Annotated in this window: 14 protein-coding genes; 4 read left to right on the forward strand and 10 right to left on the reverse strand. The window is 67.0% G+C overall.

The genetic code is table 11. From position 1 onward, the window contains the following. Positions 1-42 precede the first annotated feature (42 nt). From rplI to FK267_RS01390, 5 genes are all read right to left on the reverse strand, one after another. A complete protein-coding gene (gene rplI / locus FK267_RS01370) occupies positions 43-498 on the reverse strand; it encodes a 50S ribosomal protein L9 (protein ID WP_003788450.1) in 456 nt (151 codons plus the stop codon). A gap of 15 nt (positions 499-513) precedes the next feature. After that, entirely contained in the window at positions 514-750 is a 237-nt protein-coding gene (gene rpsR / locus FK267_RS01375; protein ID WP_003783656.1) for a 30S ribosomal protein S18, read from the reverse strand. Between the two features lie 86 nt (positions 751-836). Further along, a complete protein-coding gene (locus tag FK267_RS01380; protein WP_075378105.1) occupies positions 837-1445 on the reverse strand; it encodes a single-stranded DNA-binding protein in 609 nt (202 codons plus the stop codon). A gap of 27 nt (positions 1446-1472) precedes the next feature. Further along, a complete protein-coding gene (rpsF, locus tag FK267_RS01385) occupies positions 1473-1760 on the reverse strand; it encodes a 30S ribosomal protein S6 (protein WP_003788455.1) in 288 nt (95 codons plus the stop codon). 252 nt (positions 1761-2012) lie between these two features. Continuing rightward, positions 2013-4463: a transglycosylase domain-containing protein gene (locus FK267_RS01390; protein ID WP_141405914.1), complete on the reverse strand. Its 2451-nt coding sequence runs from the start codon at positions 4461-4463 to the stop codon at positions 2013-2015. Positions 4464-5019: 556 nt separating this feature from the next. Between FK267_RS01390 and FK267_RS01395 the strand changes: the two genes are divergently transcribed. Both FK267_RS01395 and FK267_RS01400 read left to right on the forward strand, forming a co-directional pair. Next, on the forward strand, positions 5020-6396 hold the full coding sequence (locus FK267_RS01395; RefSeq protein ID WP_101588171.1) for an anaerobic C4-dicarboxylate transporter: 1377 nt from the start codon (positions 5020-5022) through the stop codon (positions 6394-6396). A 149-nt stretch (positions 6397-6545) separates the two neighbouring features. After that, positions 6546-9962, forward strand: a complete 3417-nt coding sequence (locus FK267_RS01400; RefSeq protein ID WP_075378102.1) for a PPi-type phosphoenolpyruvate carboxykinase family protein — start codon at positions 6546-6548, stop codon at positions 9960-9962. 302 nt (positions 9963-10264) lie between these two features. On the opposite strand, the gene FK267_RS13380 is transcribed toward FK267_RS01400, so the two are convergent. Further along, positions 10265-10423 (reverse strand): hypothetical protein, encoded by a 159-nt coding sequence (locus tag FK267_RS13380; protein WP_009406747.1) that lies wholly within the window; start codon positions 10421-10423, stop codon positions 10265-10267. Then, positions 10423-11196, reverse strand: coding sequence for a class E sortase (locus FK267_RS01410; RefSeq protein ID WP_075378101.1), 774 nt, complete (start codon positions 11194-11196; stop codon positions 10423-10425). Before FK267_RS01410 ends, FK267_RS13380 begins: the two co-directional genes overlap by 1 nt. A 194-nt stretch (positions 11197-11390) precedes the next feature. Between FK267_RS01410 and FK267_RS01415 the strand changes: the two genes are divergently transcribed. After that, positions 11391-11906, forward strand: coding sequence for a cell division protein CrgA (locus FK267_RS01415; protein ID WP_070510227.1), 516 nt, complete (start codon positions 11391-11393; stop codon positions 11904-11906). Between the two features lie 444 nt (positions 11907-12350). Here FK267_RS01415 and FK267_RS01420 read toward each other — a convergent pair whose 3' ends face one another. Further along, complete coding sequence (locus FK267_RS01420) at positions 12351-13205, reverse strand: rhomboid family intramembrane serine protease (RefSeq protein ID WP_141405917.1); 855 nt, start codon at positions 13203-13205, stop codon at positions 12351-12353. Positions 13206-13392: 187 nt separating this feature from the next. Further along, positions 13393-13914, reverse strand: coding sequence for a peptidylprolyl isomerase (locus FK267_RS01425; protein WP_029316092.1), 522 nt, complete (start codon positions 13912-13914; stop codon positions 13393-13395). 177 nt (positions 13915-14091) lie between these two features. Here FK267_RS01425 and FK267_RS01430 point away from each other — a divergent pair, with 177 nt between their 5' ends. After that, positions 14092-14637 (forward strand): hypothetical protein, encoded by a 546-nt coding sequence (locus FK267_RS01430; RefSeq protein ID WP_009406927.1) that lies wholly within the window; start codon positions 14092-14094, stop codon positions 14635-14637. 156 nt (positions 14638-14793) lie between these two features. On the opposite strand, the gene FK267_RS01435 is transcribed toward FK267_RS01430, so the two are convergent. Continuing rightward, positions 14794-15552: a Rossmann-like domain-containing protein gene (locus tag FK267_RS01435; protein WP_075378098.1), complete on the reverse strand. Its 759-nt coding sequence runs from the start codon at positions 15550-15552 to the stop codon at positions 14794-14796. Positions 15553-15709: the final 157 nt, after the last annotated feature.

The raw sequence follows: 15709 nt of genomic DNA on the forward strand, positions 1-15709 counted from the left end.
CACGGGGAGGACCCGGCCCAACGGCGGAAGGATGCCCGGCGCTCAGCGCGCGGGAACGACGTTGACCTCGAGGGGGGCCACGACGTCAGCGTGCAGGCGCACGGAGGCGCTGTGACGGCCGGTCGACTTGATCGGCGGCACGACCTGGATCTTGCGGCGGTCGACGGCGGGGCCGCCGGCGGCCTTAACGGCGTCGGCCAGGGTCGCGGTGGTAATGGCGCCGAAGAGGCGGCCGTTGTCACCGGCGGTGGCGGAGACGGTCACGACGTTCTCCTGCAGCCAGGCGCGAGCGGTCTGGGCGTGCTCGAGGGACTCGATGGAGCGCTTGCGGCGCGCCTCGGCCATCTGGTCGATCTGGCGCTGGGCGCCCTTGGTCCACGGGGTGGCCAGCTTGCGGGGCAGGAGGTAGTTACGGGCGTAGCCGTCCTTGACCTCCACGACCTCGCCGGCGGAGCCGAGGTGGGAGACGTCGTGCGTGAGGATGAGCTTGGTGGTCATTGCGCGTGCCTCCGATCAGCGAGCCGAGCTCGAGTAGGGCAGCAGAGCCATCTCGCGGGCGTTCTTCACGGCCTTGGCGATCTTGCGCTGCTCCTGGACGGAGACGCCGGTGACGCGACGGGCGCGGATCTTGCCGCGGTCGGAGATGAACTTCCGCAGCGTGGCGGTGTCCTTGTAGTCGATGGTGCCGACCTTGATGGCCTTGACGGGGCTGACCTTCTTCTTCGGCTTGCGAAGTTGGGGCTTCGCCATGGTGGTACTCCTTGGTCTGAGCGCCTGAGCGCTCTACGAGATGAAAAGTGTTGTGTGAGAGGGAACGGGACGACGACGTCGCGGCTTTAGAACGGGGGCTCGTCACCGAAGGAGGTGGAGCCGCCCGTGGCCCACGGGTCGTCCGCGGCGCCGCCGGCAGGGGCGTTGTACCCGGACTGGCCCTGGCCGCCGAAGCCGCCACCGCCGTTGTAGCCGCCCTGCTGGGGGCCGCCCTGGTTGTATCCGCCCTGACCGCCCTGGTTGCCGCCGAAGCCTCCGCCCTGAGGGCCGCCCTGACCGCCGCCGAAGCCACCACCCTGGCCGCCGCCGCGCGGCTGGCGGGTGACCTGGGCCTTGGCGTAGCGCAGGGAGGGGCCGATCTCATCGACCTGCATCTCCACCACCGTGCGGTTCTCGCCCTCACGGGTGGTGTAGGAGCGCTGGACCAGCCGTCCCTGGACGATGACGCGCGTGCCCTTGGTCAGCGACTCGGCCACGTTCTCCGCGGCGTCGCGCCAGATCGAGCAGCGCATGAACAGGGTCTCCCCGTCCTTCCACTCGCCGGCCTGGCGGTCGAAGGTGCGCGGCGTGGAGGCGACCGTGAAGGAGGCCACCGCTGCCCCGGAGGGCGTGAAGCGCATCTCGGGGTCCGCGGTGAGGTTCCCGATGATGGTGATGATGGTGTCTCCGGCCATGGCGTTGTCTCCGTTCCCGGTAGAGGCTCAGGCCTCGGGACGCAGCAGCTTGGTGCGCAGAACGGTCTCGTTGAGGCCGAGCTGGCGGTCAAGCTCCTGGGCGATCTCGGGCGTGGTGGTCATGTCCACGACGGCGTAGAAGCCCTCGGACTTCTTCTTGATGTCGTAGGCCAGCCGGCGCTTGCCCCAGATGTCGACCTTGTCCACGGTGCCCCCGTTGCTGGGAACGACCTGCAGCAGCTTCTCGAGCGTCGCGTTGGCGGTGCGCTCGTCCGTCTCGGGGTCGAGGATGATCATGATCTCGTAGTGACGCATGCTTGGTACCCACCTCCTCTGGTCTGTGGCGGTCACGGTCCTTCCGTGACAGGAGGGTGATGCGTGCGGCGCACCATCCGGTGGACAGAGGTCCATCCTCCCGACGGCGCAGCCAGTTCGCCACATTACCGGACAACCGGGTGGGCCTGAAAGCCGAGACGGTGGGCCGACGACGTGCCATGCAACACGTCGTCGGCCCACCGTCAGGCGTCCGCGGGCGGGCGGGGTCAGTCGCCGTGGGATGGTGGGGCGCTAACCGACACCACCCTGAGCTCCTTGACGGCCCGGTTGTTGCTGTTCTCTCGGTTGTTGCGGTTCTTCCGGTTGTTGCGGTTTCTCAGGGTCCTTCGGTTTCTCTGTTTCTCCCGGCTGGACATCATTGCCCTGGTCTTCACCAGGCTTCTTCTGGGAGTCCGATTGCTCGGTCTGCTTCCCATCAGGCTGCGGGGTGCCCTGCGGCGTCGGCTCAGTGGTCGGCTGCGGGGTGGGGGTCGCAGTCGCCTCAGGCGGAGCGGTGGGGGTCGTAGTCGCCTCCTCCTCCGGCTCGCCGGTGGGCTTGGCGGTCTGCGGAACCGTTCCACCACGGGTGGCCAGCAGCTCGGCCGCTGGCGGGAAGTCCTCAACCTCCAACCCCTCGTGTGCGACATTCATGTAGTCGATGAAGATGTCCGCCGGGTAGGTCGAGCCGGTGATCTCGTCATACTCCCCCCAGGGCTCGATCGACTCCTCCGAGCCGTCCGTTCCCGTCTGGTAGAGGGTCACCGCGGTGACCACCTGAGGAGTGAAGCCCACGAACTGGGCGGACTTGTTGTCCGACGACGATCCGGTCTTCGCGGCGACCGGGCGATCCATCTTGGCGGCCACCTTGTCCGCACTGCCGTTCGGTCCGGAAACGACCTGCTGGAGGGCATAGGTCGTGTCGGCCATGACGTCCTCGTCGAACTCGCGATGCCCCTTGGTGTCCGCCGTGTAGCGGTCCGTGCCATCGGGGTTCTTGAGGGAGGCCACGATGTGGGTGTCGTGCCGGATGCCTTGCGAGGCGAAGGTGGAGTAGGCCGTCGCGATGTCGATCGTGTGCGGGGAGGCCGAGCCGAGCACGTTCTGGACAAGAGTCCGCTGCTCCGGGGTCTTCAGCCCCTGGGTGTTCTCCGGGTAGCCGGCACGGTTCGCCACCTTGGCCGTGATCCCCTCCTCCAGATCCTCGGCATTCATGAGCTCCTGATTGAGCTGGAGGTAGGGGGTGTTGAGCGACTGCTCCGTGGCCTGGGTGAGGCTGGCCCACTTCAGGGAGACGTTCTTGAAGTTCTGGAACTGATGCCCCTCGATGGTCATCGGCGAGGTAGCCGGATAACCACTGTTCAAGGACCACCCGTTCTCCAGGGCGGCCACCAACGCGAAGGGCTTGAAGGTGGAGCCGGCCTGGGCGATGGCATCGGTCGAGGTGTTGACCTGACTGGTCAGATAGTCATCACCCCCGTAGAGCGCCAGCAGACCGCCCGTCTTGGGGTCGATGGACACCAGCGCCTTGCGCAGGTTCGGCGAGGCGCCAGGAGGCAGGGAGTTGACCGAATTGACTGCGGCCTCCTGGTCCTTCTGGTTGATCGTGGTGACGATCTTGAAACCGCCGGTGTCGATCTGCTCCGGCGAGATCTTGGCCTTGTTCTCGAGCTCGGAGCGCACCATCTGCAGCAGGTAGCCGTTGGTGCCGGCGTAGACCTGCTTGGTCTGGGACTCCTTGACGTCCGGCATACCCGTCTGCTTGGCCTCGTTGTACTGGGCCTGGGTGATGTAGCCGTCGTCGAGCATGAACTGCAGGACTCGTCCCCACCGTTCCTTGGCCTTGTCCGGGTTCTCGGCCGGGTCCCAGGCGCTGGGCGACGGCAGGATCCCCGCCAGGAGCGCGGCTTCCGAGGGGCTCATGTCCTTGGCGGGATGGTGGAAGAAGGCCTGCGAGGCGGCCTCGATGCCATAGGCGCCACGACCGTAGTAGACCGTGTTGAGGTAGTCGCCCAGGATCTCCTTCTTGGGCTTCTCCCGGTCGATCTTGATGGCCATGATGGCCTGCTTGAACTTGCCGGAGTAAGAGCTGGTGGTGTCGACGTAGTAGTTCTTCACGTACTGCTGCGTCAGGGTCGAGGCGCCCTGGGTGTCGCCTCCGCGCAGGTTGTTGATGAGGGCGCGCGCGATGCCCTTGGGGTCGACGCCCTTGTTGGAGTAGAAGGAGCGGTCCTCGGAGGCCACCACCGCGTTGCCCACATAGTCCGGCAGGGTGGAGGCGTCCACCGACTGCCGGTTGATCTCCGCGAACTTCCCCATCTCCGTGGTTCCGTCGGCGTAGTAGACCGTACTGCTCTGAGCCAGCGCGAACTCGCTGGGCTTGGGCACCTTGATGGTGTTGTAGGCCCACATGAAGGCGCCGACAGTGCTGAGCACCCCCAGCAGGAAGACGCCCAGGACGAACCGCCAGCTGGGAATCCAGCGGTGAATCTTGCCCTTGCCGGCGCGGGGGTAGTTGAAGAAACGGCGCTTGCGCCCCGAGGCGGCGTCCTTGGAGCGCTCGGCCTTCGACTGCTTGCGCCCCTTTCCGGGCTTCTTACCGCCCCCCGAGACCCTGCCCAGGGTGTGCCGACCGGCGCTGGCCACCTGGGTCAGCTTGTTGCCGACGGGGCGGCTGGGTCCGCTCCCACTCGTGCCTTCTGCCACGCGCTCCTCGTTTCGGTTGATGTCATGGAGGTGACTGGGTGCCGCGACGGCGCGGGGGATAACGCTCCGGTTGCGACATGAGGTCTCATCATGACCGATGTTGGCTGCTGGCGCCGACTCGGAGACCGGTCACCGCCCAGCAGGACCGCCGACGGCGATCGGGAGTGATCGCTGCGGACAAGCCGCATCGGGCGCCGACATGCGTCCAGTATGAAGGAACACCGGGCCGTGATGGTAGCGATGCGAACCTGGGAACCAGCCATGACGCCACCGACTCACGTTATCCCGTTGTCACCTAAATCGCCCCGAACAGCACTCTCGTGCGCTTTGAGGGTCGACGACGGCGCACCGGGAGCCAGAATGTGAGTTCGCGCCCAGCCGGCGACGAAGCACATCGAAAACGGCCGGTATCAACCAGGACAATGGTCCCCGGCTGCTGGTGAGACACTGACCTCAATCCTCCCGCTAGGTCAGTTTCGCGTCTCGGCTCCTCGCCTGCTCGAGGAGCGCCGCCCCACCCGTCCTCACCCGTTCCGCCCAACCGGGGAGATCCTCCATGGACGCCAGCACAGCCCTTCAGACCCTCAGCATCATCCTTCAAGTCGCCATCATCCTCACCTGCCTCATCGTCGGGGCGAAGAAGGGCGGGATCGCCCTCGGTCTCATCGCCGGGATCGGCCTGCTGGTCCTCGTCTTCGGCTTCCGCCTGGAGCCGGGAGAGGCCCCGGTCGACGTCATTCTCACCATCCTGGCCGTCATCGGGTGCGCCGCCACCCTCCAGCAGTCCGGCGGCCTGGACGTGATGATGCAGGTGGCCGAACGGGTCCTGCGTCGGCATCCCGAGCAGATCACCATCCTGGGTCCCTGCGTCACCTGGTTCCTCACCGTCCTGTGCGGGACCGGCCACGTCGTCTACACGATGCTGCCCATCATCGCGGACATCGCCATCAAGAAGAACATCCGCCCCGAACGCCCCATGGCCGCCTCGTCGGTCGCCGCCCAGATGGGCATCACCGCCTCACCGGTCTCGGTGGCCACGGTCTCCATCGTCTCCATCATCGCCAAGAACACCGATCGGCACTGGTCAGTCCTCCAGATCCTGGCGATCTCCATCCCGGCGTCACTGTGCGGGGTCCTTCTGGCCGCCCTGTGGTCGATGCGCCGGGGCAAGGACCTGGACGAGGACGAGGAGTACCAGAAGCGCCTGGAGAACCCGGAGTTCCGCGCCACCGTCCACTCCAGCTCCGAGACCCTCATCGGCAAGGTGTTCCCGCCCCAGGCCTACCGCGCCACCTGGATCTTCCTGGGCGCCATCGCCGTCGTCGTCGTCCTGGGCGCCCTGGAGGTACTGCGTCCCCAGTTCCCCACGGGAGACAACGGCGCCATGGAGCGCCTGAGCATGAACCTGGTCATCCAGATGGTCATGCTCGCCGCCGGGGCACTGATCCTGCTGACCTGCAAGGTGCAGGCCGCCAAGATCGCCTCCACCGCCGTGTTCAAGGCGGGGGCCACCGCCATGTTCTCCATCTTCGGGGTCGCCTGGATGACCGAGACGGTCGTCCACGCCCACCTGGAGAGCCTGGAGCACAGCCTCTCGGGCGTCCTGTCCCACCACGTGTGGATGTACGCCATCGTCCTGTTCATCATCGGCAAGCTGGTGAACTCCCAGGCCGCCGGCCTGCTCATCGTGGCCCCCATGGCCCTGTCACTCGGGGTGAGCCCGGTCGTCGTCGTCGGGTTCATCGGCGCCTCCTACGGGTACTTCATCCTGCCCACCTACCCCTCGGACCTGGCGGCGATCGGCTTCGACCCCACCGGCACCACCCACATCGGCAAGTACGTCATCAACCACTCCTTCCTGGTGCCCGGGCTCATCGGAGTGCTCACCTCCTGCGTCGTGGGCACGGCACTGTCCCAGATGCTCCTGACCTGAGCACCCTGTCCTGAGCGCTCGACGTCGCGCCGGTCGGTCGCCGCGAACGGTGACCGACCGGCGGATGCGACGTCGAACACACTGGAGAAGCGGTCCTTCTGGGCAGAACGTAACAGGAGCGTGTCGTTTGGTCCGTCTAGGCTCGTGCCATGACAACTACAGACGCGGCCACCACTTCCGCCATCGCCCTGCGTTTGGAGCTGCTGGGACTCCCCGTTCCGGCACCGGTCAAGCAGAGTGAGGCGGACCGTCTCATGTCCCCGATTCTGGCTCGCCAGCGCGAGCTCTCCCGCCGGCTGGCTCACCGCCCCTGTGCCGCCGACCAGCGCATTCAGACCTTCCTCGACTCCTACCTGGAGGGCGCGGCCGTCACCCCGAGGCTGCCCCGCTCCACCTTCGTCCTGGACCAGCCGGGCCTGGCGCGGGCCCTGTCCCTGCCTGAGGACGCCACCAGCTTCACCTCCGACTACGTCGAGAGCTACCGAGTGCTCGGCGGCGTCCTGCACAACCCCCGCAACGACCGCCGCACCACTGCCGGCGTCTTCCACGTCGCCGAGGGCGGCCTGCCGATTCCCGATGACAAGATCGCCGTCGCGCGCGATGTCTTCGCCCGTCTGCTGGCCCACGCCGTCGATGCCCCCGAGGACCTGCTGACCCTGCCGTGGGCCTCCCGGCAGGAGGACCCGGCCCGCTGCTTCGTGTCCCTGCTGCTGCGCCCCGTCGTCGTGCCCGAGGTCCCCGGCTTCTCCGCCGAGCGCTCCATGGAGATCCGTTTCATCGCCCCCGGTGGCCTGGTCTCCAACCTGGACTTCGTCGAGGGCATCTTCGGCAACGGCGGCGACCCCTACCTGCCGGAGAACGACTCCTCCCTGGCCCCGGAGTCCTGGACCGGCCACACCGGCTGCGTCATCCTCGCCCCGCACCTGACCACCCTGACCAAGAAGGAGCTGGGCCTGCCCTCCTGGGAGGAGGCCACCGAGCGTCAGCGCCGCGACGGCCAGTGCTGGAAGGACGAGGCCGAGCTCTACAACGGCGGCAAGGCCTTCAAGTGCGTGGCCCGCGACGAGCGCGGCGTCATCGTCACCGTCATCGCGGACAACTACTTCGGCTACTGCAAGAAGGAGGTCAAGACCCAGATCGGGTACTCGGCCAACCTCTTCGGCTGCGTGGAGGAGGAGCACGCCGGCGGCGCCGTCGCCTACCCGCGCTACAACCTGGGCCAGGAGTACACCGACATCCACACCCCCGAGGGCCTGACCCTCGAGCACGTCATCGAGCGCAACCCCGGCCGCTTCGAGGCGCGCCAGGACGGGTCCGCCGCCGTCGTGGACGACCCGACCGTGGTGCTGGTGCCCGCCGGCGCCCACTACTCGATGCGCAGCCAGACGATCACCTGGACCGGCTCCGACGGCCAGGAGGCCTCAATCCCGCTGCTCGTGGGCAACACCTACGTAGCCCCCAACGGCTACCGGGTCCACGCCAAGCACCGCGAGGGTGACGCCACCCAGTGGCACCTGGTGGGCACCGCCCCCTGGTCCACGCAGGCCCACAAGCCGGCCACCGTCTCCGGCGGCGGCAAGTCGGAGATCTCCAAGTCCCTCCTGGACGCCTTCGTCTTCGGTGAGGCCTACGTCGGCGACGTCGACGAGGACTTCGACGCCGTCCAGGCGATCCTCGACGGCAACTACGCCGACCGCTTCGTCGACCCGGCCAACAAGAGCAACAACCACCGCTCGATCCTCTCCGAGCGCCGCTCGCTGGGAAGCGTCATCAAGTTGCTGACGCCGTCGTCGATGTACACCGAGGAGTACAACGCCTTCCTGGAGTCGATCCCGGCCCACATCAAGGAGCTCGTCTTCACCGTCAAGCGCTTCTACCAGCCCAGCTGGGGCCAGGACTGGCGCAGCCACTTCTCCGTGGGCATCATCAACGGCCGCAAGGGAAACTCCCTGCGCCTGGACGGTGAGGTCATCAAGGTCAACATGCTGCGCGTGGGCTTCGAGGACGACGGCGCCTGGCGCCTGCTGTCTCTGCGCCCGGACTTCTCGCCTGCAGCCAAGGTCCAGACCGAGGACGACATCACCGCCTCGATCGTGGCCCCCGGCGGCCTGGTCTCCACCCCGGACTCGCAGCTGTCGCGCAAGTTTGTCACCAACTGCGAGTCCCTGCTCTTCCAGCGGCCCGACGACGCGATCGTGCGCGGCTATGACAAGCAGACCGAGTCGGACATGTCCGATCCGCAGGCGGACCTGTTCATCTCCAACTTCCAGCCGCTGACGCCCGCCGACGCCCGGGCGATGGCCGCCGACGCCCCCGGTCTGTCCCGCTTCACCCAGCCCATGCAGGACCTGGTGGCCCGCGCCGCTTCCCTGCCCGAGGCCGAGGACCCCGCCGAGCAGACCTACTGGGTCTCCACGGCCGACCCGCGCCTGGTCAACGGCGCCCCCACCAAGAACCCCCGCTACCTCCAGGTGCGTCCCGACATCGCCAACCCGAAGGACGTGGCGCTGGCGGACCTGACCAACCACCTCTTCCGGGACGTCCCCCTGGACGAGGCGCTGCGCCACAGCGTCGACGTCGTCGCCGCCGGACGCCGCAATAACCCGCCCGAGGACGGGGTTCCGCCCCTGTGCGCCTACAACCCGCTGCACTACATGGAGCTGCCCGAGCTGTTCATGGAGTTCATCTCCTCCATGACCGGCAAGTCCCCCTCGACGACGGGCGCCGGCAGCGAGGGAGCCCTCACCAAGGCCCCGTTCAACGCCCTGCCGGCCATCTACGACCTCAACGCGGCCCTGCTGTCCTACGCCCTCAGCGGCTATGACGGTTGGCTGTCCTCGGCCGGCTACATCGGCCCGAAGGTACAGGTGGCCCACGACATCTCGCTGCTCATCCCGGAGATCTTCTCGCGCATGAGCGCTGAGGAGCGCGACGCCCACCGCCTCGTCGAGGGCGGCTACCTCGAGCGCATCGAGGACTTCGAGTACGAGGGTCGCACCGTTCAGGCCTCGCGCCTGGGCTACCGCATGAACCAGGCCTTCACCTCGACCTTCTTCGGCCGGATCTTCCTGCACCCCGACGTCGTCTTCACCGAGGAGATGCTGCGTCCCGAGCTGCAGGATGAGGCGGTCTTCGCCGACTCGGTGGACATCATCGTCACCACCCACAAGGTGGTGGCCGAGCACTACCGGGCTGACGGCTCCATCGAGTGGGCCGTGCCGCCGCTGCGGGCCCTGCTGGAGATCATGATCGACGGCACCTCCCGCGAGGGCTGGGACCTGACGAGCCCGGAGTTCCGCGCCCTGTTCGAGCGGGAGAACATCCTGAGCTCGTCGTGGTACGCGGAGCGCCTGGACGCCAAGGTCGCCCGCGACACCCGCCTGGCCCACCAGGCCATCGAGGACCTCACCCGCTTCTACACCGCGGAGAACAACGAGGAGGTCGTCGAGCGCCTGGGCATCGAGGGCCGCCTGGCCGAGGCCCGCGCCTGGCTGGACAAGGTCAGCTCTCCGGCCTACCGCGAGCACCTCGTGGGCACACTCGGCCTCCAGCCCTCGCTGGCCTGAGCGGACGTCGCGCCGGGCCTGCACCGCACTCCCGCGGGCCCGGTCGCGCACCCACCCTCTCGCTGACGACGACGGAGCGCGTGTGGGGAACAGGAATCCCGTTCCCCACACGCGCTCCGTTCCTCACACTGCCTCTTCGTTCCGATGGAAGAGGCCTGGCGGGGCGCCGGTGTCCATGGTGCTGACATCAGCCCCGCTCCGGCACCGCGCGCCGAGAAGAAATCGCGGTATTGCAACGATCCTCGAGGAGGTCTTCGCCGTCGGGCTCGTGAGTGTCAGCGCTGTGGACACTGGGCCGCCGGTCAGCCGACGTCGGCGTTGCCGGACAGGTGCCAGGTGGCGTTGGCCCAGGGGAAGACGTACTGCATGAGCACGTAGACGACTCCGGCGATGAGGATGAGCGACTCAATGGCCTTGAGCCATGCGGGCCCCGGCAGGTGCCGCCAGATGAAGCCGTACATCAGTTGACCCCCGGATCGTTGAGCACGGACTCCGGACGGCCCTCGGAGCGATCCATCCAGTAGGCGAACTTCGCGTGGACGATCCAGCGCTGGTCATTGCCGAACTCGCCGGCGGTCGATCCATGGCAGGTGGTCAGCGTGATGTACCGGTCGGTGGGCTGCGCGTCAGGCTGGTTGGGGACCGGGGCGATGACCTCGACCTGCTCGGGCTGGACGAGCTCGTGGCCGGTCACCTTGAACACGTACCAGGTCTTGGCGGTGGAGACGACGATCTCGTCGCCCTCCTGGAGCAGGTCGATGCGGCGGAAGGAGTTGCCGTAGGTGCGCCGGTGCCCGGCGATCGCGAAGTTCCCAAGCTCTCCGAGCTGCTGGGTGTTGGTGTAGTGGCCCGCCGCCGCCTGGTCCAGGACGTCGGATCCGGTGCCTTCCATAATGGGCATGTTGTTGTTGGTGACGCCGTACCACTTGGGGACGACGAGCATCCCGATGGTCTCGCCGTAGCCGACCTGCTCCATGACGGGAGGAGCATCGTAGTGCTTCTCCCCTGCCCGCTTGGGGGACTCGACCTGCTTCTCGTGGAACTGCGTGGCCACCGCCTTCGCACTGGCGTTGGCGTCGATGCCGGTCCACCACAGCTGCCAGCACAGGAAGAGGGCGACGACCAGACCGGCGGTGATGAGCAACTCACCGATTCCGGTCAAGGTGCCGTTGAAGATTCGGACAGCACGACTCTGGCCGGGTGCTCGGTGTCGCACAAGACCTCCTCCAGTCATTGCCCCTCCTCAGAGCTAGGGCATCATCAGGCTAGCGGCCAGTCTAAGGGGGTACACCCCCCACATGACCAGCCAGGAGTGGTGGACTCATCACAGGATGCGCCGCGAGGAAGCTTCGCAGCATGTCCTAGGCTAGGCCCGGATGTGTTGCGGTGGTCTCATGCCACCATCCCCAGACAGTGAGGAGACCCAGGGTGGCCTTGGAGAAGAAGTCCACAGCGGACGACGCCGACAAGAGCTCGGAGAAGGTCTCGAAGAAGAGCTCAGAGAAGAACAGCGCGAAGAGCGCTGAGAAGGGCACGGGCTCGAAGAAGGGCTCTGCCCCCTCTGAGAAGACGGAGACGAAGGACAAGACGACCAAGGGCTCGAAGAAGAGCTCGTCGTCGAAGAAGAAGCACCCTGAGCGCTCCGGCAACCCGGCCAAGGCGGCCAAGGCTCTCGAGGAGGAGTCGCGCGCTGCGGCGAACCGGGTCTCACGCACGCCCAAGAAGATCAAGGACACCGCCTCTCCGCGCTGGTACGCCCCCACCATGGTGACACTCCTGGTCATCGGGCTGCTGTGGGTTGTCGCCACCTACCTCTTCCAGGGCAGGTACCCGCTGCCCTACTTCGCCGAGCACCACGCCGGAGACTGGCTGTACAACGGCAACCTCTACATCGGCTTCCTCATCATGATGTCGGGCTTCCTCGGTCTACTTCGATGGAAGTAGCAGGTTTCAGACACTCACACGATCAGGCATCCGCACAGGCCCCCGAGCATCGGCTCGGGGGCCTTGTCGTCAGCGGTGCGGTCCTACTTTCCAGGCGCCCGGCACAGCGGATTGACACAGCGGGTTGAGCGAGCCGACAGGACTGCTTGTTGATCGCATCACCGAGGGCCGCCCCACGAAGGGGCCCGGGCTGGATCCCCGGAGCCCGGCACACATGGCCTCGGCCCGCTCCTTCTTCCTCCCCAGGCCATCTGTGGATCCGTGGACAACTGACTCCCCACAACCCACGTCGACTTTCCCCATATGTGGACAGGCCTGTGGATAACTACACGCTTGTGTTTCCACACCTGTGTCCACAGATGTGGATGAACCACAGAGCTGTTCTTTCAGGCTTGTCATTCATGGCCGCACGGGCTGCGCGGTGCTTCTCAGGGCCGGTGCGTCTCAGGAGAGGAGGACCCGAAGCAGATCGAGCCCTACCAGGGCCACTGCGACCGCAACGGTTCCAGCGATCCCCACGACCTGCCGCTTCCCCCGTGGCGCCCAGGCGTAGATCGCCGAGACGATCCCTCCGACGACAAGCCCACCGAGGTGCCCCTGCCAGGAGATGTTGGCCCCCAGGAAGGAGATGACGGCATTGATCGCCACCAGCGCCACGATCCCCGAGGTGTCTCGCCCGAAGCGCCGTTGCACGATGAACATGGCCGAGAACAGGCCGAAGACCGCTCCCGAGGCGCCCACCGTCAGCGTGAGCCAGGACTCCGTGTCCGGCCAGGAGAGCCAGTAGATCATCGTCGAGCCGCCCAGGGCACTGAGCAGGTAGACGCAGGTGAAGCGCCACCGCCCGAGCACTGGTTCAAGAGCACCGCCCAGCACCCACAGAGCCCACATGTTGAAGCCGAGGTGCATGTAGTTCGCATGCAGGAAGGCGGTGGTCAGGAACCGCCAGGGCTCGTAGACGGCCAGTGCCGGCACGAAGCCCAGGCGGAGCTCCAGCGACTGCATCGTCACCTCGGGGATGAGGACCTGAAGCGCGTAGACGACGACGCACAGGCCGACGAGGATCTTGGTGACCAGGGCCCCGGAGGTGACGTTCCCACTCAGCAGCGTGCGCGCCTGACGTCGGCCGACCTGAGACTGACGAGCACAGTCCACACAGTGGACCCCCACCGAACTGGGCACCTGGCAGGCGGGACAGGTGGGTCGGTCGCAACGCTGGCAGCGCACGTAGGCCACCGTGTCCGGGTGCCGCGGGCACACCGGCGGTGCCTGCTGCGGAAACGAGTTCGTCGAGGTCATCGGATGCTCCTGTGCGGATGATCGGGGCTTGAGCGGGTTGGGACGGGTGAACCGGATACGACGACGCCGCCGGGACGCGGGTCCCAGCGGCGTCACAGAGGCGAATCACACCTGATTCCGGTGCTTCGGTAGCGGTGCGGTGGGCGACCCCTCGTTGCTGAGAGGCCACCCCTTGTCCTCGTGGAAACTACTCGGTGATGTCCACCGAGGTGATGATGACGTCCTGCACCGGGCGGTCACGCGGGTCGGTCTCCACAGCCGAGATCGCGTCGACGACGGCGCGGGAGGCCTCGTCGGTGACGGCACCGAAGATCGTGTGCTTGCCCTGGAGCCACTCGGTGGGGGCGGTGGTGATGAAGAACTGCGAGCCGTTGGTGCCCTTGCCCAGGCGGCGGCCGGCGTTGGCCATGGCCAGGACGTAGGGGGCGGCGAAGGTCAGGGAGGCGTCGATCTCGTCGTCGAAGACGTAGCCGGGTCCTCCGGTACCGTCACCCAGCGGGTCACCGCCCTGGATCATGAAACCAGGGATGACACGGTGGAAGATGACGTTGTCGTACAGCGGAGCGTGGGACTCCGCGCCGGTGCGTGGATCCGTCCACGCCTTCTGGCCGGTGGCCAGCCCCACGAAGTTGGAGACGGTCTCAGGAGCCTGCTCGGGGTAGAGCTCCAGGCGGATATCGCCGAGGTTGGTGTGAAGAGTCGCTTCCATGAGTGACATGGTGGCACGGTCGCGGGCCCATCGGCATGAACCCCTCAGTGGTGTGCGGTGCTGTTCACCCCAGGCAAAACGGCTGGACATCGTGTGGGCCAGGCCGCGCCGGGGTGCGACCATTGGTGCACGTTGCACAACGACCGTCTGTATCCGTTTCCAACCTGGGAGGCAACCATGTCCTGCCTGACGAAGACATGCTGCGACAAGAAGCTCGACACCACTCATCTGCGCAAGGAGGCAGCATCCCTTGCCGGATCCGTCGTCGGCCAGGCTGAGAAGGCCGCCCTGTGGGCTGCTCCGCACGTCAGCAAGGCCGCCGGGGGCGTGGCCCGCGCCGCCAAGGACGCACAGGAGCGTCTGGAGCCGGTGGTCCACGAGGCCCGCTACCGGGTTGTCGAGGACTACATCCCTCGTGCGCAGCGCGCCGCCGTGGCTGCCCAGGCTGCTGCAGGTACGGACGGTACCCTGACAGAGCGCGCCCAGCGCGTGGCTGTTGCCGCAAAGTCCGCCGCATTGGAGGTTCCCGTGAAGAAGCAGAAGAAGCATCGCGTGCTCAAGACCCTGGGTTGGCTCGCCGTCGCCGGCGCGGCCGCTGCCGGCGCCTACGTCGTGTGGCGTCGTAGCCAGCCCGTTGAGGACCCGTGGGCCGAGGAGTACTGGGCCGACTCCACCGAGGATGAGGCCGGCTACGGCATCAGCCCCGAGGACGCTCAGGCCTGACAGCCCCCTCTTCGTTCACGACGGCGCCGCGCTGGCCATGACCCAGCGCGGCGCCGTCGTTGTTCCAGCTCTCATCCCATGGCACTTTCCATGGCAGTTTCCATGGCACTGCCGCAGCGACCGACGCCTGTCGGCCACCGTGGTGGGGCAGGCGGATCAGGCCCGGTGACGGTGGACGCGGAAACCGGGGCCGATGTCGCCGGCCGGGACCATCTCGGCCAGAGAGGCGGGGTCGCTCAGTGAACTCGCCGCGATGAAACCGGTGATGGTGTCCACGCCGTAGTCGAGGAGCACCGGGTTGAGCGGCGTCGATGGCCCCACCAAGACGGTGTGCGCCTGGCGGGAGAGCTCGATGAGACGCGGCGCGGTCTTGTTGACGAAGCTCGATGAGGAGATGAAGACGAGGTCGCACTCGGGCAGGACGTACTCGCAGGCGCTGTCCGGCCAGTCGCCGGGCTGAAGGTTGCGCTCGAGGCAGATGTACTCGCCGGCGCCGGCCAGGGCGGCCTCGGCGAAGGGGAAGTGCCCGATGACCGCGACCCTCTTGCCGACGATCATCTCCCGGTAGGGGTCGAAGACCTGGCGCCAGGTCAGCCCCTCCCCGGTGGGTTCGAAACCGTTGTCCGCAGCCGTCTGCTCGCGCGAGTACCAGGAGTTGATGGCGGCCTGGCCGATGCTGGCCTCAGCCAGGTTCCAGGACTTCGCCAGGGCGCCGACGTCGCGCAGCGGCCGTCCCTCGAACGGCCCGTTGCTGAGAGCCGGGCGGCTGCGCACATCCATGGTCCAGGCCGTTCCGACACCGCCGGCAGAGTTGAGAACACGGCTCCAGCGGGGCCCCTGGCCCGCCGTGCGCACGACGACGTCGTCGGGCAGTCCGTCAAGAAGCGCGTCGTAGATCTCCCATGGTTGTGACATGACCTCATCCTTCTGCAACCGGGCGGTGACTGAGCCTTACCTATCCTAAGCAGTCCCGTCCGAGGGCGCAGCCCTTCACCCCACTGCCTCAGCGACTCCTCGCGGCATCGCCTCAGCGCAGACAGAACCGAGAACCACTGCCCGAGAACCACTGCCC

The organism is Actinomyces oris, assembly GCF_006546825.1.
Classification (GTDB): Bacteria; Actinomycetota; Actinomycetes; order Actinomycetales; family Actinomycetaceae; genus Actinomyces; species Actinomyces oris.